This window comes from Synechococcus sp. CC9311 (assembly GCF_000014585.1).
In the GTDB taxonomy this organism is placed as follows: Bacteria; Cyanobacteriota; Cyanobacteriia; order PCC-6307; family Cyanobiaceae; genus Synechococcus_C.
The window spans coordinates 1,980,664-2,005,344 of record NC_008319.1; the positions used below are offsets into that span (position 1 = coordinate 1,980,664).

General features: G+C 53.5%; 27 protein-coding genes, 1 tRNA gene and 1 pseudogene. 16 read left to right on the forward strand and 13 right to left on the reverse strand.

Features of this window, described 5'->3' with window-relative positions:
- Positions 1–13: 13 nt before the first annotated feature.
- From prmA to SYNC_RS14385, 3 genes are read right to left on the reverse strand one after another with little or no spacing between them, the layout of a single operon-like run.
- On the reverse strand, positions 14–904 hold the full coding sequence (gene prmA / locus SYNC_RS10345; RefSeq protein ID WP_041426682.1) for a 50S ribosomal protein L11 methyltransferase: 891 nt from the start codon (positions 902–904) through the stop codon (positions 14–16).
- A complete protein-coding gene (gene serA, locus SYNC_RS10350) occupies positions 904–2,490 on the reverse strand; it encodes a phosphoglycerate dehydrogenase (protein WP_011620166.1) in 1,587 nt (528 codons plus the stop codon). The genes prmA and serA overlap by 1 nt, the downstream gene beginning before the upstream one ends.
- Positions 2,459–2,638, reverse strand: coding sequence for a hypothetical protein (locus SYNC_RS14385; RefSeq protein WP_148201896.1), 180 nt, complete (start codon positions 2,636–2,638; stop codon positions 2,459–2,461). Before SYNC_RS14385 ends, serA begins: the two co-directional genes overlap by 32 nt.
- On the opposite strand from SYNC_RS14385, the gene SYNC_RS10355 reads away from it, so the two are divergent.
- The 6 genes from SYNC_RS10355 (at position 2,637) to SYNC_RS10390 (ending at position 8,005) form a co-directional block, all read left to right on the forward strand.
- Positions 2,637–3,194 carry a hypothetical protein gene (locus SYNC_RS10355; RefSeq protein WP_011620167.1) on the forward strand — a complete coding sequence of 186 codons (558 nt, stop codon included), beginning with the start codon at positions 2,637–2,639 and terminating at the stop codon, positions 3,192–3,194. The two genes, SYNC_RS14385 and SYNC_RS10355, sit on opposite strands and share 2 nt — an antisense overlap.
- Positions 3,191–3,970, forward strand: a complete 780-nt coding sequence (locus tag SYNC_RS10360) for a photosystem II S4 domain protein (RefSeq protein WP_011620168.1) — start codon at positions 3,191–3,193, stop codon at positions 3,968–3,970. Before SYNC_RS10355 ends, SYNC_RS10360 begins: the two co-directional genes overlap by 4 nt.
- A 96-nt stretch (positions 3,971–4,066) precedes the next feature.
- Positions 4,067–4,138: transfer RNA gene (locus SYNC_RS10365), tRNA-Val, on the forward strand.
- 27 nt (positions 4,139–4,165) lie between these two features.
- The gene (gene murD, locus SYNC_RS10370; RefSeq protein ID WP_011620169.1) at positions 4,166–5,566 is read left to right on the forward strand and encodes a UDP-N-acetylmuramoyl-L-alanine--D-glutamate ligase; all 1,401 of its coding nucleotides are present in this window, start codon (positions 4,166–4,168) and stop codon (positions 5,564–5,566) included.
- A 1,214-nt stretch (positions 5,567–6,780) separates the two neighbouring features.
- Positions 6,781–7,251, forward strand: a complete 471-nt coding sequence (locus SYNC_RS10385) for an EVE domain-containing protein (RefSeq protein ID WP_011620174.1) — start codon at positions 6,781–6,783, stop codon at positions 7,249–7,251.
- The gene (locus SYNC_RS10390; protein ID WP_011620175.1) at positions 7,235–8,005 is read left to right on the forward strand and encodes a hypothetical protein; all 771 of its coding nucleotides are present in this window, start codon (positions 7,235–7,237) and stop codon (positions 8,003–8,005) included. Before SYNC_RS10385 ends, SYNC_RS10390 begins: the two co-directional genes overlap by 17 nt.
- Here the strand turns inward: SYNC_RS10390 and SYNC_RS15275 are convergent.
- The 4 genes from SYNC_RS15275 to SYNC_RS10410 all read right to left on the reverse strand — a co-directional run bounded on the left by SYNC_RS15275 (position 7,957) and on the right by SYNC_RS10410 (position 9,493).
- Positions 7,957–8,256 (reverse strand): DUF2811 domain-containing protein, encoded by a 300-nt coding sequence (locus tag SYNC_RS15275; RefSeq protein WP_011620176.1) that lies wholly within the window; start codon positions 8,254–8,256, stop codon positions 7,957–7,959. The two genes, SYNC_RS10390 and SYNC_RS15275, sit on opposite strands and share 49 nt — an antisense overlap.
- Before the next feature lie 333 nt (positions 8,257–8,589).
- On the reverse strand, positions 8,590–8,958 hold the full coding sequence (locus SYNC_RS10400) for a DUF1818 family protein (RefSeq protein WP_011620177.1): 369 nt from the start codon (positions 8,956–8,958) through the stop codon (positions 8,590–8,592).
- On the reverse strand, positions 8,955–9,182 hold the full coding sequence (locus SYNC_RS10405) for a DNA-directed RNA polymerase subunit omega (RefSeq protein WP_011620178.1): 228 nt from the start codon (positions 9,180–9,182) through the stop codon (positions 8,955–8,957). Before SYNC_RS10405 ends, SYNC_RS10400 begins: the two co-directional genes overlap by 4 nt.
- 26 nt (positions 9,183–9,208) lie before the next feature.
- Positions 9,209–9,493, reverse strand: coding sequence for a hypothetical protein (locus tag SYNC_RS10410; protein WP_011620179.1), 285 nt, complete (start codon positions 9,491–9,493; stop codon positions 9,209–9,211).
- 39 nt (positions 9,494–9,532) lie between these two features.
- Between SYNC_RS10410 and SYNC_RS10415 the strand changes: the two genes are divergently transcribed.
- The 3 genes from SYNC_RS10415 to SYNC_RS10425 all read left to right on the forward strand — a co-directional run bounded on the left by SYNC_RS10415 (position 9,533) and on the right by SYNC_RS10425 (position 12,357).
- The gene (locus tag SYNC_RS10415; RefSeq protein ID WP_041427089.1) at positions 9,533–11,164 is read left to right on the forward strand and encodes an Hsp70 family protein; all 1,632 of its coding nucleotides are present in this window, start codon (positions 9,533–9,535) and stop codon (positions 11,162–11,164) included.
- A 75-nt stretch (positions 11,165–11,239) separates the two neighbouring features.
- Entirely contained in the window at positions 11,240–12,082 is an 843-nt protein-coding gene (locus SYNC_RS10420; protein ID WP_011620181.1) for a hypothetical protein, read from the forward strand.
- A 53-nt stretch (positions 12,083–12,135) separates the two neighbouring features.
- Entirely contained in the window at positions 12,136–12,357 is a 222-nt protein-coding gene (locus SYNC_RS10425; RefSeq protein WP_011620183.1) for a ferredoxin-thioredoxin reductase variable chain, read from the forward strand.
- A gap of 11 nt (positions 12,358–12,368) precedes the next feature.
- On the opposite strand, the gene pyrR is transcribed toward SYNC_RS10425, so the two are convergent.
- Entirely contained in the window at positions 12,369–12,938 is a 570-nt protein-coding gene (pyrR, locus tag SYNC_RS10430) for a bifunctional pyr operon transcriptional regulator/uracil phosphoribosyltransferase PyrR (protein WP_011620184.1), read from the reverse strand.
- Positions 12,939–13,084: 146 nt separating this feature from the next.
- Between pyrR and gpmI the strand changes: the two genes are divergently transcribed.
- Both gpmI and secG read left to right on the forward strand, forming a co-directional pair.
- Positions 13,085–14,716, forward strand: coding sequence for a 2,3-bisphosphoglycerate-independent phosphoglycerate mutase (gpmI, locus tag SYNC_RS10435; protein ID WP_011620185.1), 1,632 nt, complete (start codon positions 13,085–13,087; stop codon positions 14,714–14,716).
- A 13-nt stretch (positions 14,717–14,729) separates the two neighbouring features.
- A complete protein-coding gene (secG, locus tag SYNC_RS10440) occupies positions 14,730–14,960 on the forward strand; it encodes a preprotein translocase subunit SecG (protein ID WP_011620186.1) in 231 nt (76 codons plus the stop codon).
- 236 nt (positions 14,961–15,196) lie between these two features.
- Here secG and SYNC_RS10445 read toward each other — a convergent pair.
- From SYNC_RS10445 to groES, 4 genes and pseudogenes are all read right to left on the reverse strand, one after another.
- A pseudogene (locus SYNC_RS10445) lies at positions 15,197–16,608 on the reverse strand (ammonium transporter).
- 34 nt (positions 16,609–16,642) lie between these two features.
- Entirely contained in the window at positions 16,643–17,002 is a 360-nt protein-coding gene (locus SYNC_RS10450) for an MscL family protein (RefSeq protein ID WP_041427090.1), read from the reverse strand.
- Positions 17,003–17,084: 82 nt separating this feature from the next.
- Positions 17,085–18,716, reverse strand: coding sequence for a chaperonin GroEL (gene groL, locus SYNC_RS10455; RefSeq protein WP_011620191.1), 1,632 nt, complete (start codon positions 18,714–18,716; stop codon positions 17,085–17,087).
- A 69-nt stretch (positions 18,717–18,785) separates the two neighbouring features.
- A complete protein-coding gene (gene groES / locus SYNC_RS10460; RefSeq protein WP_011620192.1) occupies positions 18,786–19,097 on the reverse strand; it encodes a co-chaperone GroES in 312 nt (103 codons plus the stop codon).
- Between the two features lie 221 nt (positions 19,098–19,318).
- Between groES and atpD the strand changes: the two genes are divergently transcribed.
- Both atpD and atpC read left to right on the forward strand, forming a co-directional pair.
- Positions 19,319–20,782: a F0F1 ATP synthase subunit beta gene (gene atpD, locus SYNC_RS10465; protein WP_011620193.1), complete on the forward strand. Its 1,464-nt coding sequence runs from the start codon at positions 19,319–19,321 to the stop codon at positions 20,780–20,782.
- Positions 20,783–20,853: 71 nt separating this feature from the next.
- Positions 20,854–21,261 (forward strand): ATP synthase F1 subunit epsilon, encoded by a 408-nt coding sequence (atpC, locus tag SYNC_RS10470; RefSeq protein WP_011620194.1) that lies wholly within the window; start codon positions 20,854–20,856, stop codon positions 21,259–21,261.
- Between the two features lie 185 nt (positions 21,262–21,446).
- On the opposite strand, the gene SYNC_RS10475 is transcribed toward atpC, so the two are convergent.
- Entirely contained in the window at positions 21,447–21,986 is a 540-nt protein-coding gene (locus SYNC_RS10475; protein ID WP_041426683.1) for a 30S ribosomal protein PSRP-3, read from the reverse strand.
- 64 nt (positions 21,987–22,050) lie between these two features.
- Between SYNC_RS10475 and SYNC_RS10480 the strand changes: the two genes are divergently transcribed.
- Genes SYNC_RS10480 through SYNC_RS10490 form a run of 3 tightly spaced genes read left to right on the forward strand, consistent with a single transcriptional unit; the run spans position 22,051 to position 24,681 of the window.
- Complete coding sequence (locus SYNC_RS10480; protein ID WP_041426684.1) at positions 22,051–22,713, forward strand: transaldolase family protein; 663 nt, start codon at positions 22,051–22,053, stop codon at positions 22,711–22,713.
- A gap of 10 nt (positions 22,714–22,723) precedes the next feature.
- A complete protein-coding gene (locus SYNC_RS10485) occupies positions 22,724–23,539 on the forward strand; it encodes a TIGR01548 family HAD-type hydrolase (protein ID WP_011620197.1) in 816 nt (271 codons plus the stop codon).
- Positions 23,539–24,681 (forward strand): calcium:proton antiporter, encoded by a 1,143-nt coding sequence (locus SYNC_RS10490; RefSeq protein ID WP_041426685.1) that lies wholly within the window; start codon positions 23,539–23,541, stop codon positions 24,679–24,681. The genes SYNC_RS10485 and SYNC_RS10490 overlap by 1 nt, the downstream gene beginning before the upstream one ends.

Below are 24,681 nucleotides of genomic sequence, written 5' to 3' on the forward strand. Positions count from 1 at the left end.
TAAGAAGGACTTATCAAAAAATGCGCTTGATTTCGAGCAATCCCCAGCGTCCTTGTTCCCCGATCAGCTCTGCCTGCCAGCCACATTCAGCCAAAACCTCGATCAGCCGAGGTGCTTGATCCAACAAAAGGCCACTTAAAAGTCCTCGACCATTGGACTTGAGCACAGAAGTGAACTGAGGAGCCAAAGCCTCGATCACCGGAGCCAGGATGTTGCAAAGGAGCAAATCCGCCGCGTCTCCATTCAACAAAGTCGCAAGCTTGTCGATCGATCCATGGCTAACGCGGAGTTGCGCAGCCTTCAAACCATTGAGAGCAGCGTTATCTGTCGTTGCTCGAACCGCGAGTGAATCGGTATCGGCAGCTAAAACCTCATCCGCGCCAAGCGCCAAGGACGCCAAGCCCAAAACTCCACTCCCACAGCCCAAATCGGCCACCCGCTGGTGGTGTGGCGGCATCGCCTCAAGAGCTTCAAGACAGAGGCGGGTGGTGGGATGACTTCCTGTCCCAAAAGCACTTCCTGGGTCCATTTTCAAAACCAAGCGGTGGGCGTGCTCCTCGGGAACCTCTAGCCATGCAGGAAGGATCAACAAGCGCTGACCCACAGGATCCGGTTGCCAGTGCTTTTTCCAACTGAGACTCCAGTCTTCGTCGGCCAGCTCCTCCCAAAGCGGGTCTGCCAAGGCAAGTCCGAACGTGTCCGCCATCGGGCGAAGACTGTTCAGCAACTGCTTACGTTGATCCTGCGGCCACTCAGATGCCGGTAGCCATGCGAGCAACGTGCGCTGATCTGGCGACTCTGGGGCATGTTGAACAGCCAAACGATGCAGCCCAAGGGACTCCAACTTCCAAAGGAGAGACTCCTCAAGGACGGGAGGCAGAGGAAGGGAGAGGCGCCACCACATCACAACGTGACGGGGTGAGCTTCCTGAATGCCGTTAATGCCGTGGATGGTAGTTAAGAGAGCAGGCGGAATCGGGTCATCAATACTGAGAACCATCACGGCATCACCACGGACGATTCGACGCCCAACCTGCATGGAGGCAATGTTGACGTTGTGCTCTCCAAGAAGAGAGCCAAGGTGGCCAATGATGCCTGGCATGTCGCGGTGCCTAGTGAACAGCATGTGACGACTAGGCGGAACATTCACGGGGAATTCATCAATACTGGTCACACGCAAATCACCGTCTGCGAACACCGCACCGGTCACGCTGTGACCTCCCTGACCACCGCGCGTGGTGAGCTGCAGCGACCCACCTGCAAAATCGCGACTGGCATCGTCCTTAATTTCAAGCACGTGAATGCCGCGGCCTTTGGCCTCCAGCGATGCATTCACATAGTTGATCCGATCTCCCAACGCCGTGCTCAGCAAGCCCTTAAGAGCAGCAACCACAAGAGGTTGTGAGGGGTGGCTGGCGAATTCACCTTGCAAGCGCACCTCCAACTCCTGAATCTGACCACCACTGAGTTGGCTCACCAGCAAACCGAGGGTCTCCGCTAGTTGGAGATGGGGCTTGAGGCGCTCCATGATCTCGGCACTGAGCCCAGGGATATTCACGGCGCTACGGGCAGGCAGCCCCAGCAAGACATCACGAATTTGTTCGGCGACATCCACCGCCACATTTTCTTGAGCCTCTTCGGTGGATGCTCCGAGATGAGGAGTCAAGACAAGTCCTCGCTCCACGGCGCGCAGGGGTGAGTCCTGAGCTAGCGGTTCAGACGCAAACACATCCAAACCTGCCCCGGCGATCACCCCGGATTCAATGGCTTCCGCGATCGCAGGCTCATCAACAATTCCACCACGTGCACAATTCACAATCCGTGCCGTACTTTTCATCGTGCGCAGCAGCTCGGCATTCACCAGATTTTCGGTATCGGGTGTTCGAGGAATGTGCAGAGTGATGTAATCGGCCTGCTGGAACAGCGCTTCCAGAGTGGTGAGCCGCACTTGCATCTGCTGCGCACGCTCTGCAGAGATGAATGGATCAAATGCGATCACCTCCATGCCCATCGCTTTTGCGACGCGAGCAACGTGTGACCCAATCTTGCCTAACCCCACCACGCCGAGAAGTTTTTTATAGAGCTCATTCCCGACATATTTTTTGCGATCCCAAGCCCCTGAACGCATCGAGCCATGGGCTTGAGGCACGTGACGAGACACCGATAGCAACATCGCAAGCGCATGCTCTGCCGCTGCGATCGTGTTGCCCTCGGGTGAATTCACCACCAACACCCCGCGTTGCGTAGCCGCTGGCACATCCACGTTGTCGACCCCCACGCCGGCACGACCGATGATCCGCAACCGATCAGCAGCCTCAATCACATCCGCTGTGACCTGGGTCCCTGAACGGATCATTAGGGCGTCGTAATCACCAATGATCGATTTGAGCTCTTCCGATGACAATCCAATGCGCTCATCCACTTGAGCCACTTGGCCAAGGATGTCGAGCCCCGCCTGATCAATGGGGTCTGAAACGAGAACTTTTGTCATCCAGCGGCGGAAGAAAGCCACCATTAACTGTAGAGATCAACCCGAAGGTTCTTCCCCAACTGTCTTCCAGCCCGAACAGTTCTAAAAGAATCGGCTCCAAGAGCAACTGTTCCGAGAGAGAATGATGATTCGGCTGCTGTTGTTTCATGCCCGTTTGCGTTCTGGTACTCAATGAGCGCACTGCTGCCGACCGTCTTCGTCTGTCGCTCCAAGACCAAGGCACGCCATTGCTTCGCGTCGCCCTCGTGGCACCCGCCCCCAGGGAAGGATCCGAACCACAGGAACAACAATCCATCTCTGATTCTGATTTGCCTGCAGAGGTGATGGACGATGTCGACCTGCTCAACCCCAGCCTGGCGCGCCGTCGACGTCAGAAGTCGATGGCGCGCTGGTTGATGCCCTTCGGGTTTTTCGCCGGTTGCACCTTTACCCAGATCACCACGCTCGACACCTTTGCAAGCTTTGGACCATGGGGAGCAACCTTTATTGGAGGACTGCTCGGAATGGGGGCAGGCCTCATGGGTAGCTATGCAGCAGCAGCCAGTGTCCCGTCTGAAAACGAGGACGGCGTCAGGATCCTGCGCAATCGAAACCTCGAAGGCTGCTGGCTACTGCTCTTAGAAACGAGGCCTGGGATGGAATTGCCTTGGCAAACCGTCCAAAAAGCACGTCCACAACAAGTGGTTCGTCTCAGCGAACTGTGAGCCTTCCGCGCGAAAATCTACTTCGGTCCTGCAGGCATCCCACAACGATGGCTGCGTTGATCGACCTAGCTGAAGATGTTCTGCGGACCTGGCAACCACGATGGAGTCCCTTTCTCTCAGCTTTAATGCTGGAAGATGCCAATCAGCTGGAGTCACTTGCAGAGCTGAAGATCAGCCGTGATGGCGGCTACCCAGGAGCAGAGCGCAAACGGTTGCTCATTCAACATGCAGCCTCCCCAGATCCTGAGCCCCATTGCCCTCTAGCTGGTCTCAATGTGGAGGGGAATTTCCTGTTCGATCCAACATCGCCCGATGAGATGCGTCTTGCTCTGCATCGCATCGGGGTGGCTGACGAGTCCCTCGGTGATCTATGGATTCGTGGAGATAGAGGTGCCCAGGCCATTTGCACACCAGAAGCCGCGGCCGTGCTTCAAGGGCAACAAGGCAGCCTTCGCGAGGTGATCATCACCTGCGAATCCCTGCCACTTGAAGGATTGCAATGGCCTGTTCAGAGAGTCGCTCGCCGGTTGAGCAGCGTTGAAGCCTCATGCCGTCTTGATGCCATTGCCTCTGCAGGGTTTGGCATCTCCAGATCGAAAGTCGTCAAACAAATCAAAGAGGGGCGCTTGCGGCTCAACTGGGAACCGGTACGGCTGGCAAGTCGCGATTTAAAAGTGGGAGACCGCCTGCAACTTCAAGACAGAGGCAGCATCGAGGTCATGAACATCGAACGCACAAAACGCGAGCGATGGCGCGTTGACATCCTCCGCCAGTGAGTGAAGTGGATTAAAACGGCACTCCAACTGCTAACTTCAGTGCCTGGTTGAGCCATTCATCAACCACCCATCTCAAAGGACAAATTTGAGAGCTGGGGGCGATTAGCTCAGAGGTAGAGCACTACCTTGACACGGTAGGGGTCACTGGTTCGATTCCAGTATCGCCCACTTCCCTTTAGGGACAGGAGTTGGACAATGGCATGCAGCTTGATCGTGGGGCTTGGCCGCTCCGGGGTCGGCGCAGCGCGCCTCCTTCATGCTCAAGGCCATCACGTCGTTGTGCTCGAAAGGGACGACGGTCCCGCACAACAATTCAAGGCGCAACAACTGAGAGATCAAGGCATTCAAACCGAGTTGGGATGCCCTCTGGAGTTCTCCAGCTTTCAGCGCTGGTTGGATCAAATTGAGCAAGTCGTGATCAGCCCAGGGATCCCCTGGGACCATCCCACCTTGATGCAGCTTCGAGATCACGGTGTCACCGTGAGAGGTGAAATGGCCGTGGCATGGCAAGCCCTCTGCAAGTGCCCTTGGATTGGAATCACAGGCACAAACGGCAAAACCACCGTGACGCATTTGCTGCATCACGTTCTGAACCAAGCTGGACTGTATGCGCCAATGGCCGGAAATGTGGGCGATTCCGCCGCCGAATTAGGGCTGCAGTGTATGGATCCAGCCCAGACCAAACCGGACTGGATCGTGATGGAGATGAGTAGTTATCAAATTGAATCAGCGATTGAAGTAAGACCAACCATCGGTATTTGGACCACTCTGACTCCTGACCATTTGGAACGCCACGGCTCCATGGATGCCTACAGAGACATCAAAAAAGGGCTGCTTCAGCGCTCCGAGCATGCCGTTCTCAATGCCGACGACGCTGATCTTCAAAGCAGGCATGCTGACTGGCCAGACGCCCAGTGGATTAGCTCTGCACAAAACAAATGTGAGCCTTCAAATCTTGAGCTTTGGATTAATCCAGAAGGTTTTGTTTGCAGCAAAAAAGGTGCACTCTTTCCAGCCAATGCGCTCGCCATGCTTGGCGAACACAATCGCCAAAATATGCTGCTCGTTACGGCAGCTGCCCTGCAAACTGGATTAGAAGCACAAGCGATCGAGCGTGGGTTGCGCAGCTTCCCGGGAGTACCACATCGCCTAGAGAGTCTGGGATCGCTCCACGGCATGAACGTGTTCAACGACAGCAAAGCCACGAATTACGACGCGGCAGCCGTTGCCCTTCAAGCCGTGCCTAGCCCGATCGCGTTACTTGCTGGTGGATTATCCAAGCAAGGTGATGCCAGTGGATGGCTGCAATTACTACACGACAAGGTATGTTCGATCGCCCTCTTTGGAAGCGACCGAGATATTTTATTGGGGCTAATTCGCAACTCCGGCTATACAGGAGACGTGACGTCTCACCCAACCATGGCGGATGCTGTGGCGGCAGCAATCGAGCAGGGGAGAAACAGGAATGCTGCGTCTCTCCTGTTATCGCCAGCCTGTGCAAGCTTCGACCAATACAAGGATTTCGAAGCCCGAGGAAATTATTTTAGGGAGATAATGCAGAAACACACCCGCGACCAATTGACGCAAGCAGACTAATCCAGCACCAATCAAAAGCCCACCGAAGCAACAGTTCATCCAATATTGACTTTCATAATCTGAGACCAATTCAAACAATCAAAAACCCCACACCAGGAATCACCAACAGCTCATTACCTGCTTCATACAACCTTTTGTCGCACGACCAAGAATTATTTTGAAACTCCAAACCGAACCAGGCAAATGCACTAAACGCGTTCAATAAAAATGTTAAAACAACTTCTTCCCCTTACCCTCACGAGCCTCTTGATGTCTTGCGGCTCGCAGGGAGCCAGAGACCAACAAACCTGCGCTCTATACAACGCTGACAAAATTGACGCCGTTGAAGCACTCGACCGCCTAGGACTTCAACCCAATGAAAACGGCCAGAGATTTGAACCAGTCGAAACCACCTGTGCTCAGTACAGACAATCCCTTTAAAAGAGCCAAAACCTTCCCAGCCATTAAAACGTGGTCTTATTGATCAAAAAAAACAAACTAGATTGCGACGAAAGGGTGAGCAATGATCATCCTAATGTCGCCTGGAGTAACTCTTCCCGTTATACGAAAGCCATGCGGCAATCATGAGCATCAAAAGAAGCTGGAAAACTTGCAATACATGGCAACAAGAAATTCCAGATTCATCAATTACTGAGTGAAGAAACGCTCAATCAGCGTGGAGCCATCAACTCCAAAAAGCTGATCCAGCAATCCGTTCATTAGGCCAACAATAAGACTATGCACAAATGACCAATCGAAGAACGAGATCGTGGGAGCAATGAACGTAGCGATGGAAGCTGAACCGTGATCAAAACAAATCATCGACATCTTCCAAGCCAGCGAATCTTTCCATTACGAAGCAAAATCCCGGAAGGACTTAGCAACAACACAAACAACGGTGGCAACAAATCACCACTGGAATCAATTCACCACCATCAATCAGAGGACAAGGGAGAACGCCAAAACTGATGTTGCCATCAAGCAGAGAGCCATTATTGATCCATTCACCAGAAATATTCCTGTTCTAAAAATCAGTCCACATGCCCAAGGCGTAAGGCCAAACGCGCAGGACCAAACGACTCTTCTCTGGACAGTCAGCCACTAAATCCACCCACACTGGCATCGTTAAGGTTGACAGCTAAAATTGCATGGCTCACAAGGCAATCTTCGAGGACGGCCTTGAATGCAATCTTTCCAATGCACTTCCAGCATTCCTCACTCTCAAGCCTCTTATGATGACTACCTCCTCCTATTGGCTTATGAAAAGCGAGCCAAATGTTTATGGCATTGAACATTTGAGGAATGAGAAAGTCACCTTATGGGATGGAATTAGAAATTACCAAGCCCGTAACTTCATGAGAAAGATGAAAGTCGGAGATCAGGCTTTTTTCTATCACTCCAATTGCAAGCCACCGGGGATTGTGGGTCTGATGGAAGTCACTGAAACTGGACTCGTCGATCCAACGCAGTTTGATACTAACTCTAAATATTACGACCCTGCATCCAAGCAGGATTCTCCACGCTGGGATTGCGTAAAACTCGCCTATCGCGGTCAATTTTCTGACATGTTGACCCTTGATGATCTGCGCGAGTCGTACCAAGCAGATGAACTAACTGTTGTTCGTCGCGGGAATCGACTTTCTATTCTTCCGGTTGACACAGAAATCGCGATGGATTTATTAAGAAGACTTGGACCACTTCAATGATCCGCTCATAGGCATTTCTGCTGAGCGACTGCCGATTGCCACCATTATTCCAAGGGCCTGGATCGGCTTTAAGAAAGCTCCCTGGTCCTTCATCGGGCTCACAGCATTGATGCTGACCTGCCTGATGGGCCTAGGTGTGGTCGCACGAGATCTCCAACTCAGTAGTCATAGCTTCGTTCGATATACCGGCGATCTTGTGCTCGTCATGGCAGCACTTGTTCCGCTAGCCCCCCTGTTAGCTCTGCTGCAGCTGGCAGACGAACACCTACCCGGGGGATTGGATCGAGACCCAGAGCAACCCACTGCAAGACGTCGATTTCTTTGGATGCTGAAGCAGACCTGCGGCCTTGTGGTTTTAGAGGTCCTTATCGGCATTGGTGGAATCAGTTCAATTCGCCTTTTGAGTCGATTTTTGGCACCCCACAGCGGTGTTCTCGCCAGCTTGGTTGTCATGTTGGGTGGTGTCGGTATCGCCATCTGGCTGATTGGCCAACTCCTCTCCGTTCCATTACTGATCCATCACGGATATCGCCCACTCCGAGCGATGGAACACAGTCGCAAACTTTTTCAAGTCAATCGCCTCAAAGTGTTGGCCTTACTAGGACTTCTTTTAGGCATCAACTTGCTTGGTCTCATGGCTGCGAGCCTCGGGCTGCTCTTCAGCCTTCCGTTTAGCGCCCTTCTATTGATGGCGAGCTGCCGGACTCAAACACCGTGGCGAAGAGAGTCACGACGGAACATGTTGCCGACGTAGAGACGGGTGAGCTCTCGGGAGTCGGCACCGTTCTGAACAAGAAATCCAGCCAATGCAGCCTGAACAAGTCGGTACTGATCCCAATTTGGGCAACGCTCAATAAAGTCAGCCATTGCCTGGTGCAAAGGCAAAGGCATCTCCGCTTGAAAGCTAACGACGTCGTCGCCCTGAACCAGTTCAGGCGCTGCTTCGACCGCAAGCACTGCTGCGGAATCAACAATCTGATCGGTCTCCAATTGGCCTTGAACCACTCCGGTCTCCTTCATCACCACGCCGGAATCTATGGCCTGTTCTCCACAAGCACAAGGGGCCACCAAGAGAGGCGAATTCACCAATCAGCAACCACTCTCTCCACGAGATTCATGCCACAAACGCAGTGTGGAACTGGCTTTAGGCCTTACTCAGGGAACCCGCGCACCGCACTCGGCCAATACCACACATTCCCAAGAACTTATGTTTTTCCACAGGATGAAGCTCGCAACTCAAAAATCACGCGCCACCCTGTGGAAAAGCTGTGCAGTTTGCCCTGCATCTTCGTGGAGAAATAAATAAAGACTGATTGATTAGACCAACTAATCAGATGTTCAATCCCACACTGTTCTTAAAGCAGCTAAGAAAGCTTGGGCGGCGGGAGGAGGCCAAGAACCCTCCAGTCCTCGCCGCTGCATCCCATTGCCTTGAAGCACCACCTGAAGGCCCCAGCGATCTCGGGTGCCTTCAAGACATCCCCACCACTCCTGCTGGTCCAACTCCAGAGTGATGGATTCCTCCTCCATCAACTGATCACGGATCAGCTTGTGTTGTTGGTCAAGCCCGATGAGAAGGGCATGCAGCCCTTTTGCTTCCATCTCAGTCAGCTCGACGGCCCAAAACTCCCCTCCAATAAGGAAGGGAAAGCCGTTTCGTCTTAAGTCACGGGCGAGACGCCAGCCAGGCCCCTCCTGTTGGATCATCCAGGCAATAGATCGGGCTGATCTTGCTCATCGGAGAGCTCAACAATTGCACGATGGACCGGCTTCACACTTGATTCTTCGAGGAGGCCATCAAAGTCGTCAAAACGACGTTGCTTCGCGCGAAAAGCGATCTTGACTGTTGTTAGATAACGATTGGTGGACTGACGAATCAAACTTTCACCCCGCTTCGCGAGGTCCTTTGAGTCCACACCTGCAGAAATCATTTCTGTCTAATCATCGACACTTCACTCTAAGTGAGCAAATCGCTGTGAAACGGAACCTGCATCGGATAAGCCCGCTGGGGGCGACCGGGTACTCGCAAAACGATCTGGCGGCCTAAGCCCATCGCGAGGAGTGGACGTCTCAGGTGCGTCATCAAACCACTCACCTCTTCAAGGTGTTGGCCATCCATGCACTCAATTCGAATGCATCCCCAACTACGGGACATGCGGCAATCACGCAACGGCTGCAACTCAGCCTCAATCTCTGGATCCTCCCTGTAAAAGGAAAACACCAGGCGTCTCAACCGATCCATCGCTAGGCCCCGTAGCCTTGACTTCTTATCAAGATGGCCATGGCTGAGGTTCAGCCCACAAAGGACGAGAAAAACCTTCATCTTTCCGCTCAAGGAACACTTGCCATCGACCTTGGGAGCACCAATACCGTGGTGGCCTTTCAAGATGGCAGCGCTTCCCCCCCTCAACTCCTTGAGCTCGCACCGATCAGTCAAAGAGCGGGAGAAGTTCCAAGCCTTATATGGAGCAATGCTCGTGCCAATCATCAACCTCTCGTAGGACGGCAAGTCCTAGACAGCGGACTCACCGATGAAACATCTCTAGAACTACATCGTGACTTCAAACGCTGGATCGGCGTTGCAGACAAATCCGACCTGCCATCTCATCCCCTCAGCCCTGAGCAAGCTGGCGAAATTCTCTTGCACCAGATCTGGCAACGCCTGCCATCAACACTATCGGTAAAGCGGCTGGTGCTTACAGCCCCGGTTGATCAAGCGCTTGGTTATCGGCAATGGCTGTTGCAGGCCTGCACGAGCCTTCCGGTTGAAGAGGTAGCGCTCGTTGATGAGCCAACAGCCGCGGCCATGGGCGCAGGACTGCCCGCAGGCTCAAAGTTGTTGGTGGTGGATCTTGGTGGTGGCACATTGGACCTCTCCCTTGTCGCCTTAGAAGGAGGCGAAGGAAGGGCAGCTCCACTGGCACAGCTGCTGCGCTTCCGGGGACGAGACCTCAAAAACAGCAAACAAACTCTGCGCTCGGCAAGGGTCTTAGGGAAAGCCGGGATCGCCCTTGGAGGAAGGGATCTGGATCACTGGATCCTGGATCACCTTCTCCCAAACGATCCCGAACTCATTTTGAGAAGTCAGACGAGTCTTTTGAATGCAGCTGAGCGTTTGAAATGCCACCTCAGCAACCCCGATGTCGGAGACGAGGAGACCCTCAGTGAATTAGCCAGCGGCATCGAACTCGCACAACCCATCACCTTGTCGCTCAATCGCAACCAACTTCACGCGCTTCTAGAGCGCCGTGGATTGCTCAAGGTCCTTGAAGGTCTTCTCGATCGCACCTTGGCCTCGGCCCGCCAGCAAGGCTGCAGGGCAGAAGACCTCAACGCCGTCGTCGCCGTTGGTGGTGGAGCCCATCTTCCACTTATGCGCCAATGGTTATCAGAGAAGATGCGTCCTGTGCCTTTGCTGACACCACCACCCGTTCAAGCGGTGGCCACTGGTGCGCTCAATCTGACCCCTGGGGTAAGGATCAGAGATCTTCTTCAAAAAGGTGTCTATTTGCGGTGTTGGGATCGACGTAGTAATTCCCATCACTGGCATCCGTTATTTCTAAGCGGCCAGCCATGGCCCTCTCTACAACCCTTAGTGCTGAACCTCAGCGCAAGCCGCCACAATCAAGAGGAGCTTGAACTCGTACTCGGTGAACCCCAAGGCGACCGACGACACGAAGTGGTGTTCGTCGGAGGGCTCCCAACCGTTAGGGATAACAGCAACGTCCCGGACACCATTCGGCCTCTTTTGAGCAAGACCATTCGCCTTGAGCTAGATCCACTGGGTCAACCAGGAGAAGACTGTATGCGCCTAGCTTTTCACCTTGATGACGATGCTCAACTGGTCGTAGGAGGAGAAGATCTAAGAACGGGGTTAGCCATCGAACCGTGCACGCTGATAACGGTGCAGTGAACGGTCCGTCCACACACAGTTGAGAGTCCTTTCTCCCCTCCATAGAAAGGAGTTCGTCTAAAGAGGCTTTGGATTTTGGCGCTGCGACGCCACCTGCCCCATTTTTGGATCATCGCGACTCTTGGTGGAGTCGGAACAATTTGCAGTGGAGCTTATTTATGGGAACAACAGCTACCGCGGAAATTGAGTCATGCGCTCTCAACGGATAACCTCCCAGCCTGCTTGCGCTACGGAGAGCAGCTAGCTGCCTTGAGTTGGCTCGGGCAGAAAGCACCTGAAGAGCTTGCCATTTGTCGCCGAAGACTGGCTAAGCAGGCTTGGGATCCAGCGGATCCAGGTCAGGCTTTGCTTCTTCAAGAGCAGCTCGTGAATTCAGGCGTTGGCTCTCCGCAGCAACAAGAGCAAGATCAAAAGCAGCTGAAGCTCTGGAGAAATGAGCTGCGCGAACAAGCTCTCTCTCAATTTCGCGCGGGCCAATTAAACGAGGCCTTGACCATGCTTCGTCCTCTAGAGAAGCACGATGGTCGACCGGGAAGCCGCTTAAGTGACAGCCTCAAAGAAAGCTGGAATCGCAATCGCCTTCAGCTTGAACAGCTGAGAGAGCATGTGAACCAAGATCAGTGGTGGGAAGCCCTCAGCGCCCTCAACCAGCTCGATCATCCCTGGTGGCAACGCCAAGCCGAACCCATGCGTCAGGAAGTAGAGCAGGCCATTGACGATTTAAGGGACCAGAAAGAACACCAGAGCCATGGAGCCTTACCGGCTCACACTGTGGCGAGAGATCTGTTGAACGACGCAGTGGAGAAACACATCCTCGAAGGAATTCCTCCTTGGGAAGCCTTTATGGCCGGTTGCAGCGATCTAGGCGGAACCATCATTGAAGACGGCCCTGAGACGCTGTGTAAGGCCAAGGACTAAGGGACCTTGATCCAACTCTCCGTGAGACAATCGCCTGACTTGAACGGACGTCCATGCAGCCGGGTGACAAGGTTGTCGTCTCCACCAGTGTTGTTGTTTTCAACCACCCCCAACATCGTGGAGAAAGTTTCGATATGGAAGGAAGTGAGGGAGAGGTTTTCAAGGTTCTCGACGATTGGAAGGGACGTCCAATCAGCCCAACTCTTCCCGTCGTTGTGGCTTTTGGCCGTTACAAGGCACACTTCCGCGCGGACGAGCTGACCTCGGCGAGTTGAGGCAAGCCAGATTATTCAGGGATGTTTTCATTCACGCGTCGAAGGAAAACTCCCTCCTCTCCATCCAAGCCAAGAAGACGCAGCTCGATGGTTTCCGATCGACGCGTCGGCACGACCCTGCCGCAAAAATCCGGCTGAATTGGCAATTCCCGATGGCCTCGGTCCACCATCACGAGCAAGGAAACTCGGCGTGGTCTACCCCAGGCCTGGATGGCCTCCAACGCTGCTCTTACGGTTCGCCCCGTGAAGACAACGTCATCCACGAGCACAACATCTCTTCCTTCCACGCTCACGGGTAGGTCGGTGGCCTGGACCATGCGCACACCCACTCGACCTAAATCATCACGATGGAAGGTGGGGTCGAGGGTGCCAGTGGCCACAACGTGTCCGCTCTGATCTTTTAAGGAGCTGGCAATGACACCAGCCAATTGAACGCCGCGGGTTGGGATCCCCAGAAGCACCAAAGATTCAACGGTTGGCACAGACTCCAAAACCTGAGACGCCAGACGCGTTACGGTTTTTCGCAACTCATCCGCAGAGAGAATTTCAATCCGATCATCACCAGCGTTTCGATCAGCCATCGCTTTTTTTTAAGGCGATCAGTGTATGAACGATTTTCCCCAGCACGATCAGCTTTTGCAAACCTGAAAGGCAAGAATCAGAACCTTTTGGGCAGCAGGGAGGTAACTTGATTCTGTAGAGGGACTTAAGAACTGAGATTGACGGAGTGAACGTACCGAACGACCTCGAAGGAAATCTTCTCCGCAACGCTCCCGTTGCACCTGTGGTTCTTGCGATCCTCGATGGATGGGGAATTTGTGACTCCGCTGAACACAACGCCATCCGCAGCGCTTCAACTCCTGTCATCGATGCGCTCTGGCATGCCTATCCCCACGCCCTTATTGAAGCGAGCGGATCCCATGTGGGACTCCCCGACGGTCAGATGGGGAATTCAGAAGTAGGGCACCTCACCATCGGAGCCGGGCGGATCATCCGTCAAGAATTGGTGCGTATCAGTGAAACTGTGCGCGAGCGCCGACTTGGCAGTATCTCAGCTCTTCAATCAGTCGCCGAACGTCTACGTAGAACTGGTGGCACCCTCCATCTGCTTGGTCTCTGCTCCGATGGTGGAGTCCACAGCCACGTCGATCACGTTTGTGGGCTTCTCGAATGGGCGGCAGAAGAGGGTCTCAAGAACGTGGCCATCCACGCGATCACCGACGGACGAGACACACCAACCCAAAGTGCACCAACACATCTGAGCAAAATCCAAGCTGCAATCAGCACCTATGGGATTGGCCGAATTGCCAGTCTCTGTGGGCGCTACTGGGCGATGGATCGTGACCATCGATGGGAGAGAACAGAGCGGGCTTATGCCCTTCTCACCGATCCTGATTTGGACCGTCAAGAGGATGACCCCGCGTCTGTATTAGTCAGCAGCTATGCCAAAGGCATCACCGATGAATTCTTAGAACCCGTTCGCTTCTCCGACGATCCACTTAGAGATGGTGATGCGTTGCTGATGTTTAACTTCCGTCCAGATCGGGCCAGACAAATTATTCAGGCCCTCTCACTGCAGGAATTTGAAGGCTTCAGGCGCGTTCATCAGCCAACGTTAGATGTGGTGACATTTACCCAATATGAAACTGACCTACCGGTCTCTGTGGTCTTTCCACCCGAATCACTCGACCAGCTTTTGGGGCAGGTGGTCGCTGATGCCGGCCTGAAGCAGTACCGCACAGCAGAGACGGAAAAATACCCCCATGTCACTTACTTCATGAACGGGGGAATCGAACAACCCCTCCCAGGAGAAAAGAGGCACCTCGTCCCCTCTCCCCGGGTCGCTACCTACGACCAAGCTCCTGAGATGTCAGCCGACACTCTCACCGAAAGCTGTGTTGCTGCGATCCAGCAGGGTGAACACTCTCTCGTTGTGATCAACTACGCAAACCCCGACATGGTGGGGCATACCGGCATGATGGAAGCTGCTACACAAGCGATTGAGACTGTTGATCGCTGCATCGGCAAACTTCTGGATGCCGTGGGGCGCATGGGTGGCACCTTATTGATCACTGCAGACCATGGGAATGCTGAACGGATGCAAGGACCGGATGGTCAAGCCTGGACGGCACACACCACCAATCCTGTACCCGTGATCTTGATCGAGGGAGAGAAACGCAAGGTTCCAGGGTTCGGGAATTCAATTCGCCTCCGTGAGAATGGGGGGCTGGCCGACATAGCGCCAACGCTTCTTCAGCTACTCAATTTGGACAAACCCGAAGCCATGACGGGCACCTCCTTGATTGAACCGATCGAAGCCTCTGCGCCAGCCACGACCAAACTGCCCCAACCCGTTTAAGTAAGATCTAGACATGCTTACAACTGTTCTCTCTTGGGTTTGGATCGGCAGTGGCGCCGTTCTGATTCTTCTTGTTCTCTTGCACAGTCCCAAAGGGAATGGAATGGGAGGGATTGCGGCAAGTGGAAGCTCATCGTTCACCAGCTCTAGCAGTGCAGAAGCAACGCTCGATCGCATTACCTGGACAACACTCTCATTTTTTCTAGCCTTAGCTGTCATTTTGAGTGCAGGCTGGCTCGGCTAATTCGAGTTCCATTGAGGCAATTCACCTTCACCGTTCACAATCCCTTTAAAATCAAACAAGCGGCCTACAAGAAAACATAAAGGCAACAAAACCAGATTAAATCAAGTGATATTTAATTCTGTTTTCACAAGTCTGCACCGCAATCTTCCAAAACAGCGATAAATACCCAAGGCATTTATTGGCCTTAGATATTCATCACTCAATGAGTAGAGGAACAGCTAGCTGCTATATCGATTTCATTGGAACTGAGGAGATCCAACCCGTTCGGCATAGGCTTCTTCTCCATGGGCCTCCACATCAATCCCCAAGTTTTCCGCTTCTTCTGTCACCCGGAATCGCAGGCCCAGCCCCCTTAAAACAAAAGCGATCAAGAACGTGCCAATCGCTGCCAGTCCATACGCAACTAACACGGCTTGAAGTTGTCCAACGATCAAAGCACCCCTTCCCTGTTCTGCCAGCACTTTGGCAGCTGGATGCCCAGCAATTAATTCAGAACTGGCAAACACACCCGTTAACAGCGCGCCAATCGTGCCACCTACACCATGGACCGCGTAGGTATCGAGAGAATCATCAAATCGAAGCCTCACCTTGACTTGAACTGAGGCGAAGCAAAACAACGAAGTAATGACCCCGATTGCCATCCCCGCACCAGGGGTTACAAACCCGGCAGCCGGGTCACACCAACCAAACCAGCTACAGCACCTGTGGCCATACCAACAACGGTGGGCTTACCGCTCCTCCAAGTCTCAATCAAAGACCAAGCCACCAAGCCTGCAGCAGCCGAAATATGCGTTGTCGTAAATGGCAATTCTGCACCGGCAACTGCCAGCTGACTTCCACCGTTGAAACCAAACCAACCAAACCAGAGCAGACCTGTTCCCAGAAGAATCTGACTGACATCGTGGGGTGGCCGCACGGAGTGAGGCCACTGACGGCGGCAGCCGATCAGCCCAGCGAGCACCAAAGCCGAAACTCCAGAACTGATATGAACCACCGTTCCACCCGCAAAATCAAGATCTTTACCAAGGAAGCCCCCACCCCAAACCATATGAGCGAGAGGGGCATAGACCAGCAACAACCAAACAGGGCTGAACACACACCAAAACTTGAAACTGATCCGCTCCACCAGAGCACCCGAGATCAAAGCGGGAGTGATGATCGCGAACATGCCCTGAAAGAGCGCAAAGGTGAGACCGGGAATCGCGAGTCCATCCCAAACCGGTGGCACGTTCTCCAACAATGCAAAGGAGAACGGATTACCCACAACAGCTTGCAAGGCACCCCCATCGGAGAACGCCAGACTGAACCCAAAGGTGACCCACACCAAAGTGGCAAGCCCCATCATCACGAAGCTCATCGCCATCGTGTTGAGTACATTCCGAGACTGGACGAACCCGCCGTAGAAAAACGCCAAACCAGCCGTCATCAACAGCACCAAAGCCGAAGACGTCAGGATCAGGGTGTTGTCTGCTGCCAAAAGTGCCGTATCTCCGGCGTAGGCAGGAAGCAAGGCAGCGCTTAAGAGCTGAAGCGCTGGCACCACCAATAAGGCGATGAGGAATCGACGAAGACGAGACGACAACAAAGTTTTTTTGTATTCATCGATACCGTTGCAAACCAAAGCACCCAAACTGTTCACTCTGAACATTTTCAAAGAGCTTTCGTGAATCGGTCGACTCTGATCAGGTTTCAGCCTCTGAGGGAATCACGCTGCGTATCTGATCGAGCCCACGTGAGGTCAGTCGCTGGGATCTGTTGATCGCTTTCACAATCAAAAAGAGAACCCAACCCACAATCAAAGAATTGAGCAACACGTTCATCGCTTTGCCAAGAAGCAGCTCCCCGCCGGCATAGGGGAGCACCCATTCCTCCCAACCACCATTGCGAATCAACGGATTCAACAAGGGCATCAGCAGATCTTGCGTAAGAGCATCCACAACTTGCTGAAACTGCGTTCCCACCACTACGGCAATCGCCAAATTCAAGGCGTTGCCCTTCTGGAAGAAAAAATCAGTGAACTCACGGAACCAACGTTTAACCATGAAAAACGCAAAGGTTGTCAACCCATCCATTAAAAAAGCCCCCGTTTCAAAGGGGGCTGAAATCAGGGCCGGGAACCAGCTCTTAGTAGTCGAAGTCGCCGCCCATACCGCCACCAGCAGCAGCAGCTTCTTTCTTCTCTGGCATATCAGCCACGATGCATTCTGTGGTTAACACCATGCCAGCGATCGAAGCAGCATTTTGCAAACCTGAACGAGTCACCTTGGCAGGATCAACAATGCCTGCAGAAAGCATGTCGACATACTCGCCGTTGGCCGCGTTGTAGCCCTCGTTAAAGGACTTGGACTTGACGTTTTCAGCAACGACAGCACCGTTCACGCCAGCATTTTCAGCGATGCGCATCAGAGGAGCAGTCAACGCTGAGGCCACGATGTTGGCACCGATCAACTCCTCGCCGGACAGGTTGGAGGCTGCCCACTCCTCCAAGGCTGGTGCCATGTGAGCCAAGGTTGTACCACCACCAGGAACGATGCCCTCCTCAACGGCTGCTTTAGTGGCGTTGATGGCATCTTCGAGACGAAGTTTCTTGTCCTTCATCTCGGTCTCGGTGGCTGCTCCCACCTTCACAACAGCAACGCCACCAGCCAATTTGGCAAGACGCTCCTGAAGCTTCTCTTTGTCATAGGTGGAATCGGTCTCATCCATCTGCTTCTTGATCTGCTCGCAACGCGTGCTTACAGCAACCTCATTGCCTTCGGCAACAATGGTGGTGGTGTCTTTGTTGATGGTAACGCGACGGGCAGTACCCAACATCTCCAGCTTGGCGTTTTCGAGCTTCAGGCCTTGATCTTCCGTGATCAACTGACCGTTGGTCAGGACTGCCATATCTTCGATCATTGCCTTGCGGCGATCACCGAAACCAGGAGCCTTCACGGCTGCCACATTGAGCACACCGCGCAAGCGGTTCACTACCAAGGTGGCGAGAGCTTCTTTCTCGATATCCTCAGCAATGATCAGAAGAGGCTTTCCAGTGCGAGCAATTTGCTCAAGCACAGGAACCAAATCTTGTACTAATCCGATCTTTTTGTCGGTTAAGAGGATGTAAGGCTCATCAAGAACCGCTTCCATCCGCTCCGTGTCTGTTGCGAAATAAGGGGAGATATAACCCTTATCGAAACGCATACCCTCAGTGACCTCAAGCTCGGTCTCCATGGATTTCCCTTCTTCAAGAGAAATCACGCCTTCTTTGCCAACTTTATCCATGGCGTCAGCAATCATCTTGCCAACTTCTTCGTCATTGCCGGCGGAGATTGTGCCAACCTGAGCAATTGCGTTGCTGTCTGCAATCGGCTTTGCATTTTCTTGAATCTTTCCAACCAAGAAATCGGAAGCCTTATCAATACCCTTCTTCAAAGTGATTGCGTTAGCGCCGGCTGCCACATTGCGCAAGCCTGCTTTCACCATGGCATGAGCCAAAACGGTGGCAGTTGTTGTGCCATCTCCAGCAGCATCGTTGGTTTTGGATGCAGCCTGACGTATGAGAGCAACACCGGTGTTTTCGATGTGATCCTCAAGCTCGATCTCTTTAGCGATCGTGACTCCATCATTGATGATCTGGGGAGCACCAAATTTTTTCTCGAGTACCACATTGCGGCCTTTTGGACCGAGGGTTACTGCGACAGCTTCGGCAAGAATGTCGATGCCTTTTTCGAGAGCACGGCGAGCGTTCTCGTTATAAATAATGCGCTTAGCCATAAGAGGCGATTAAAAAGTTTTAAGAGGAAAATTCAGTGATTTCTGAGATAAAACTCAGAGGTTTTGCGGTCAGCCCACAACAGCGAGGATGTCTTTCTCGGACAGAAGCACGTACTCGTCGCTACCAAGCTTGATGTCAGTGCCGGCGTACTTGCTGTACAAAACCTTGTCGCCAATACCGACTTCAGGGGCCTGACGACTGCCATCGTCATTGGATTTACCAGGACCAACCTGAACAACTTCGCCCACTTGAGGCTTTTCTTTTGCTGTATCGGGAAGAAGGATGCCGCCTGCAGTTTTCTCCTCGGATTCAGAGATTTTTACGAAGACGCGGTCTCCAAGAGGCTTAACGGTGGAGACGCTGAGGGAAACAGCTGCCATAAGTATTTGAGAAGCAGGGACAGGGCGCTCGGCGCCACTCAAACGATGCGAGTTAGCACTCGAAGTCGCTGAGTGCCAAAACTAGATCCGTTCATGGGTCTTACACCAGTGGTGAGCTGTGCGGGTGACCGAACAGCCGGAGCAACATCAAGACAGTGTTAAGGTTCTGCCGCTCAGGAAGGGATCGTCCTGTTGCGCATCCCTCTCACATCTCCTTACTTATGGCCGCTGCTGCTCCTGCCTCTACCGGTTCCAAGGGCGTTGTCCGTCAGGTAATCGGACCGGTTCTGGACGTGGAATTTCCAGCCGGCAAACTCCCGAAAATTCTCAATGCGTTGCGCATTGAAGGCACCAATACTGCAGGCGAAGCCATCGGCTTAACCGCCGAGGTTCAGCAATTGCTTGGTGACCACAGAGTCCGCGCGGTGGCCATGAGTGGCACCGACGGCCTCGTTCGCGGCATGGAAGCCCTGGACACAGGTTCACCCATCGCCGTGCCTGTGGGAGAAGCCACGTTGGGCCGAATCTTCAATGTGCTCGGCGAGCCCGTTGACGAGCAAGGCCCCGTTAATACCAACGTCACGTCTCCTATTCACCGGGAAGCACCGAAACTCACTGAACTGGAAACCAAGCCCAAGGTTTTCGAGACCGGTATCAAGGTTATTGATCTCCTGGCTCCCTATCGCCAAGGAGGCAAGATCGGTCTCTTCGGTGGGGCCGGAGTTGGCAAAACCGTTTTGATTCAAGAGCTCATCAACAACATCGCTAAAGAACATGGCGGAGTGTCCGTCTTTGGCGGTGTGGGTGAGCGCACTCGTGAAGGCAACGACCTCTACGAAGAATTCAAGGAATCCGGCGTGATCAACGCCGACGATCTCTCGAAGTCAAAAGTGGCTCTCTGTTACGGCCAGATGAATGAGCCTCCTGGCGCTCGTATGCGCGTGGGTCTCTCAGCTCTGACCATGGCCGAGCATTTCCGGGATGTGAACAAGCAGGACGTTCTGCTTTTCGTGGACAACATCTTCCGCTTCGTGCAAGCCGGTTCTGAAGTTTCCGCTCTCTTGGGTCGGATGCCATCAGCTGTGGGCTACCAACCCACACTGGGTACCGACGTCGGTGCTCTTCAGGAGCGAGTCGCTTCCACGCTGGAAGGATCCATCACCTCAATTCAGGCTGTTTACGTGCCTGCTGACGACCTGACCGATCCGGCACCTGCCACAACCTTCGCTCACCTCGACGCCACAACGGTTCTGAACCGTGCCTTGGCTTCTAAGGGGATCTACCCCGCTGTGGATCCTCTTGATTCCACAAGCACCATGCTTCAGCCAGCAGTTGTGGGTGACGAGCACTACCGCACAGCACGTGCGGTTCAATCGACTCTTCAGCGTTACAAAGAGCTCCAGGACATCATCGCCATTCTTGGTTTGGATGAACTGTCTGAAGACGACCGCCAGACAGTTGATCGTGCTCGCAAAATCGAGAAGTTCCTTTCCCAGCCCTTCTTCGTTGCCGAAATCTTCACCGGCATGCCTGGCAAGTACGTGAAACTAGAAGACACAATTAGTGGCTTCAATCAAATTCTTGCTGGCGATCTTGACAGCCTTCCAGAGCAGTCTTTCTATCTGGTTGGCAACATCGACGAAGTCAAAGCCAAAGCCGAGAAGATCGCGGCTGAATCCAAGTGATCGTTATCGGGGCGCTTGCGCCCCGAGCATGACCACCAACACGCTTTCCAACTCTCCGCAGCCTTCTTTCCATGTCCCTCACCCTCCGCGTTCTGGCACCAGACCAGAGCGTGTTCGATGGTTCGGCCGATGAGGTGATCCTTCCCAGCACCACCGGTCAAGTCGGCATTCTTCCTGGCCACGTCTCCTTACTCGCAGCGCTCGACGTTGGAGTTCTCAGAGTGCGTACCAACAGCAATTGGCAATCCATTGCCCTAATGGGTGGCTTTGCCGAAGTTGAGTCCGATGATGTCACCGTTTTGGTGAATTCAGCTGAACTCGGCGTCAACATCGACTCCACATCAGCTGAAAGCGATCTTTCAGCTGCTCGCACTGCCGTCACCAAGCTCGAAGGTCAGCCTTCCACTCCTGAAAAAGTAAAAGCGCAGCAACTTTTTCAACGGGCCAGAGCTCGTGCCCAAGCAAGCAAGTCAACTTAAGGCTGTAAAAAAACGCAACGATCGATTGCCGATTGCGAATAATCGCCCCCTTTAAGGGGGCTTTTTTATGAATTGAAGTTTTATCCAGAATCAAGGTAAACATGCAACATCGTAAAAAGCATTAAAAAGCCCCGTCGTAACGGGGCGAAGAGCTTGGCCATCCAGAAACCAAAATCTTGATTCGATCAGGCGGTACCGCAGAAAGTAACGTCTGGGAACTTGAGCTTGGCTTCATCAAGGCTTTTACCCTTGCCTTCTTCTTGCCAGTAGTTGATCACTTCTGTGGCCTTATTCAAAACTTCAACACGCTCGTTATCGGTAATCCAACTCTTACCTTCCAACTCACTCTTGAGCGTCTCCCAAGCATCCTCACGAGGCCAGAAGAAATAGGCCGTCAGCGGACTCGGTCCACCACCGACAATCTGATCAACAGCCAAAGCCACGTTGTCAGGCAGCCACAGGATCTTCAACAAGAAGCGTCCCTCATCAGCTTTTGGGGTATAGCCAGAAGGAACTCCATCCGCATCGATGGTGGCAGAAGCAAGTGCTGCACTGCCACCGCGCATTACTGGACGGCCTTCCTTCGGCTCTTGCTGCTGATCAGAAGCTTCACCCTGGGGAGCTGCTTCACCCGCGGGTTTTGCGTCGGCCTGGGGTGCAGCATCAGCTGCTGCTGCCTCTGTTGCGACCTCCTGGTCGACGGCAGCACCTTCGGAAACCGTCATGGTGTCAGGGCTCAAGGATGAAGGACAAAGATCTAACCTATCAGTAGTCGCAACTCCCTCCTCTATGAGTTTGCGTCTGCTACTCGACAGTGCCAACCCTGAAGACTGGCAAAACTGGTGGCAAACTGGGCTTTTCACCGGAATCACAACCAATCCAACGCTGTTGCGCCGCGCCAAGCGGGCCTGCAACTTTCAAAGCCTGAAGGAGCTCAGTGCAACAGCGCTAGAACTTGGAGTGAGGGAACTGCATTTACAAGCTTGGGGAGCCAATTCAAATGCTCTCGAAGCATGCGCCACTGAACTTGCATCCATAGCACCAGGAGTAGTCATAGTGAAGCTGCCTGTTACCCGTGCAGGTCTGGTCGCGGCTCGCCCTCTGATCAGTCGTGGAATTCAGATCACCTTCACCGCCTGCTACGACGCCGCCCAGGTCTTGCTGGCAGACGCACTTAGCGCCAACTACATCGCCCCCTACCTAGGTCGCATTAACGATCAAGGGCGAGATGGCCATAGCGAACTGCTGACAATGCAACGTGCACTGCATGCGCTGGAATCAAACACTCGCTTGCTAGTCGCGAGCCTTCGCAGCCCCAACGATCTGGTTGCCCTAGCCGCCGGCGGCTGCGACACCTTCACAATCAGCCCGGAAATCGCTAGCGCCCTACTGCAAAACCCTCACACAACAGCCGCTGCCGAGCAATTCGAGCACGATGCGACAAACCCCTAGTTTCGAGGCAATGGACAACCTCCGTCCAAGCAATACCCCTGCACCGCGGGCTTTGCTGCTTTTCGACATCGACGGAGTGATCCGTGACGTAGGCGGCAGCTATCGAAGGGCGATTGTAGAAACAGTCAATCACTACAGCGGCTGGCGCCCCGAATCAGCGACGATCGATTCTCTGAAGGCTGAGGGCTGCTGGAACAACGATTGGAAAGCCTCGTTGGAACTGCTACGGCGTAGAGGCGATGGCCAGCAGAATCAGGCGTCACTGCCGGCCTTTGAGGACCTGGTGGAGATATTCAACAGCTTTTATTTCGGAGGCGACCCAGAAGGCGATCCTTCGTCCTGGACAGGGTTCATCCGAGATGAGCCTTTGCTTGTCAATCCAGAGTTCTTTGACACTCTCGATCAAAAAGGTTGTAGATGGGGATTTGTGAGTGGTGCAGAACCACCCTCGGCTCGTTTCGTGTTGGAGACGCGACTAGGTCTGGTAGATCCCCCGCTGATCGCGATGGGTGATGCACCCGACAAACCAGATCCCGAAGGACTTATCAGGCTGGCAAGCACCCTTCTGGATTCGAGCCTCGGTTCCGACGCACCACTGATTGCCTATCTCGGAGACACCGTGGCTGATGTCAAAACAGTGATGCGCGCCAAGGACCAGCTCCCACAGCAGCGTTGGCTGAGCTTGGCTGTTGTCCCCCCACACCTACAAAGCCCAGGGCAATCTGAGGCGCGAGCGCGCTACGAAGAGAACTTACGAGCCGCAGGAGCAGAGTTGATCTTGACCGATACCAAGGCCGCACTCAACTGGGATCCCAATCAAATTTGATGCGCAAAGAATGGCCTTTGCTGCTTGGAGTGGTCGTCCTGATCGGCCTGCAAACCACCCATCTCCTGGAGTGGATCTTGCTGCAATCACCAACGATTGTTCTAAGCGGATTAGGGGGACTCAGCCTCTTGATTTTGTTGCTAGCGAGGCGCATTGCCAGCCAAGCCGATCATCTCGCCGAAAAGCTGGGCGAACCGATTGGGACGCTTGTACTGACAGGTTCGGTGATTTTGATCGAGCTGGCTCTTGTCACCAGCACCATGTTGAGCGGAGAAAGCAATCCCACGTTGGCAAGGGATTCGATGTTCTCGGTGTTGATGATTGTGCTCACTGGGGTGAAGGGAATCACCTTGATTTTGGCGTCACGATTTCAAACATCCGGGATTACGGAACCCTTCCAACCAGAAGACATGGCCACCGTCAACCAAAGCGGTGCCTCCACCTACATCAACTTGATCACGACGATGAGCGTGCTTGTGTTGGTGCTTCCTAATTTCAGCTCTGACAGCTCGGAAGCCAACTTTTCACTTCCAATCAACTGGCTTCTCACCTTTGTAGCGATTGGGCTTTATGCAGCTTTCCTGCGCTTCCAAACAGGCTCCTACCGCAATCTTTTTCTTGAGGCCTCCAAGCAGTTGGAGTTGCAAGAAACCAAGGCAACTAATGAGCTGGACGAGGCATCAGATGGCGACAACAAACCGGCGATGCGTAGCGCCATTTTCATGGCGCTCGGCCTATTGGTCTTGGTCCTGATCGCAGAATCCATGGGGACCCTCATCGAAGTTGGCATCACCGACCTCGGGCTCCCAAGCTCCCTGGGTGGTGTGTTGGTGGGCCTTCTCGTCGTGACTCCGGAAGCGCTCAATGCGTTCCAAGCTGCCAATCGAGGAGAAGTGCAACGGTCTCTCAATACGCTTTATGGATCGTCCTTATCAACGCTTTGCCTCACCGTGCCAGCAGTCCTCTTCATTGGAGAACTGACGAACACCAACGTGATCCTCGGTCTCAATCCGATGGAATCGGTGTTGCTGATTCTCACACTGATTTTGGTTCGCCCTCTCAGCGGCCGAGTCAGCGATCTCGATGGCCTGATGCTCTTATCCGTGGGATTGGTCTGGATCTCCCTGCAAGTGGTGAGCTGA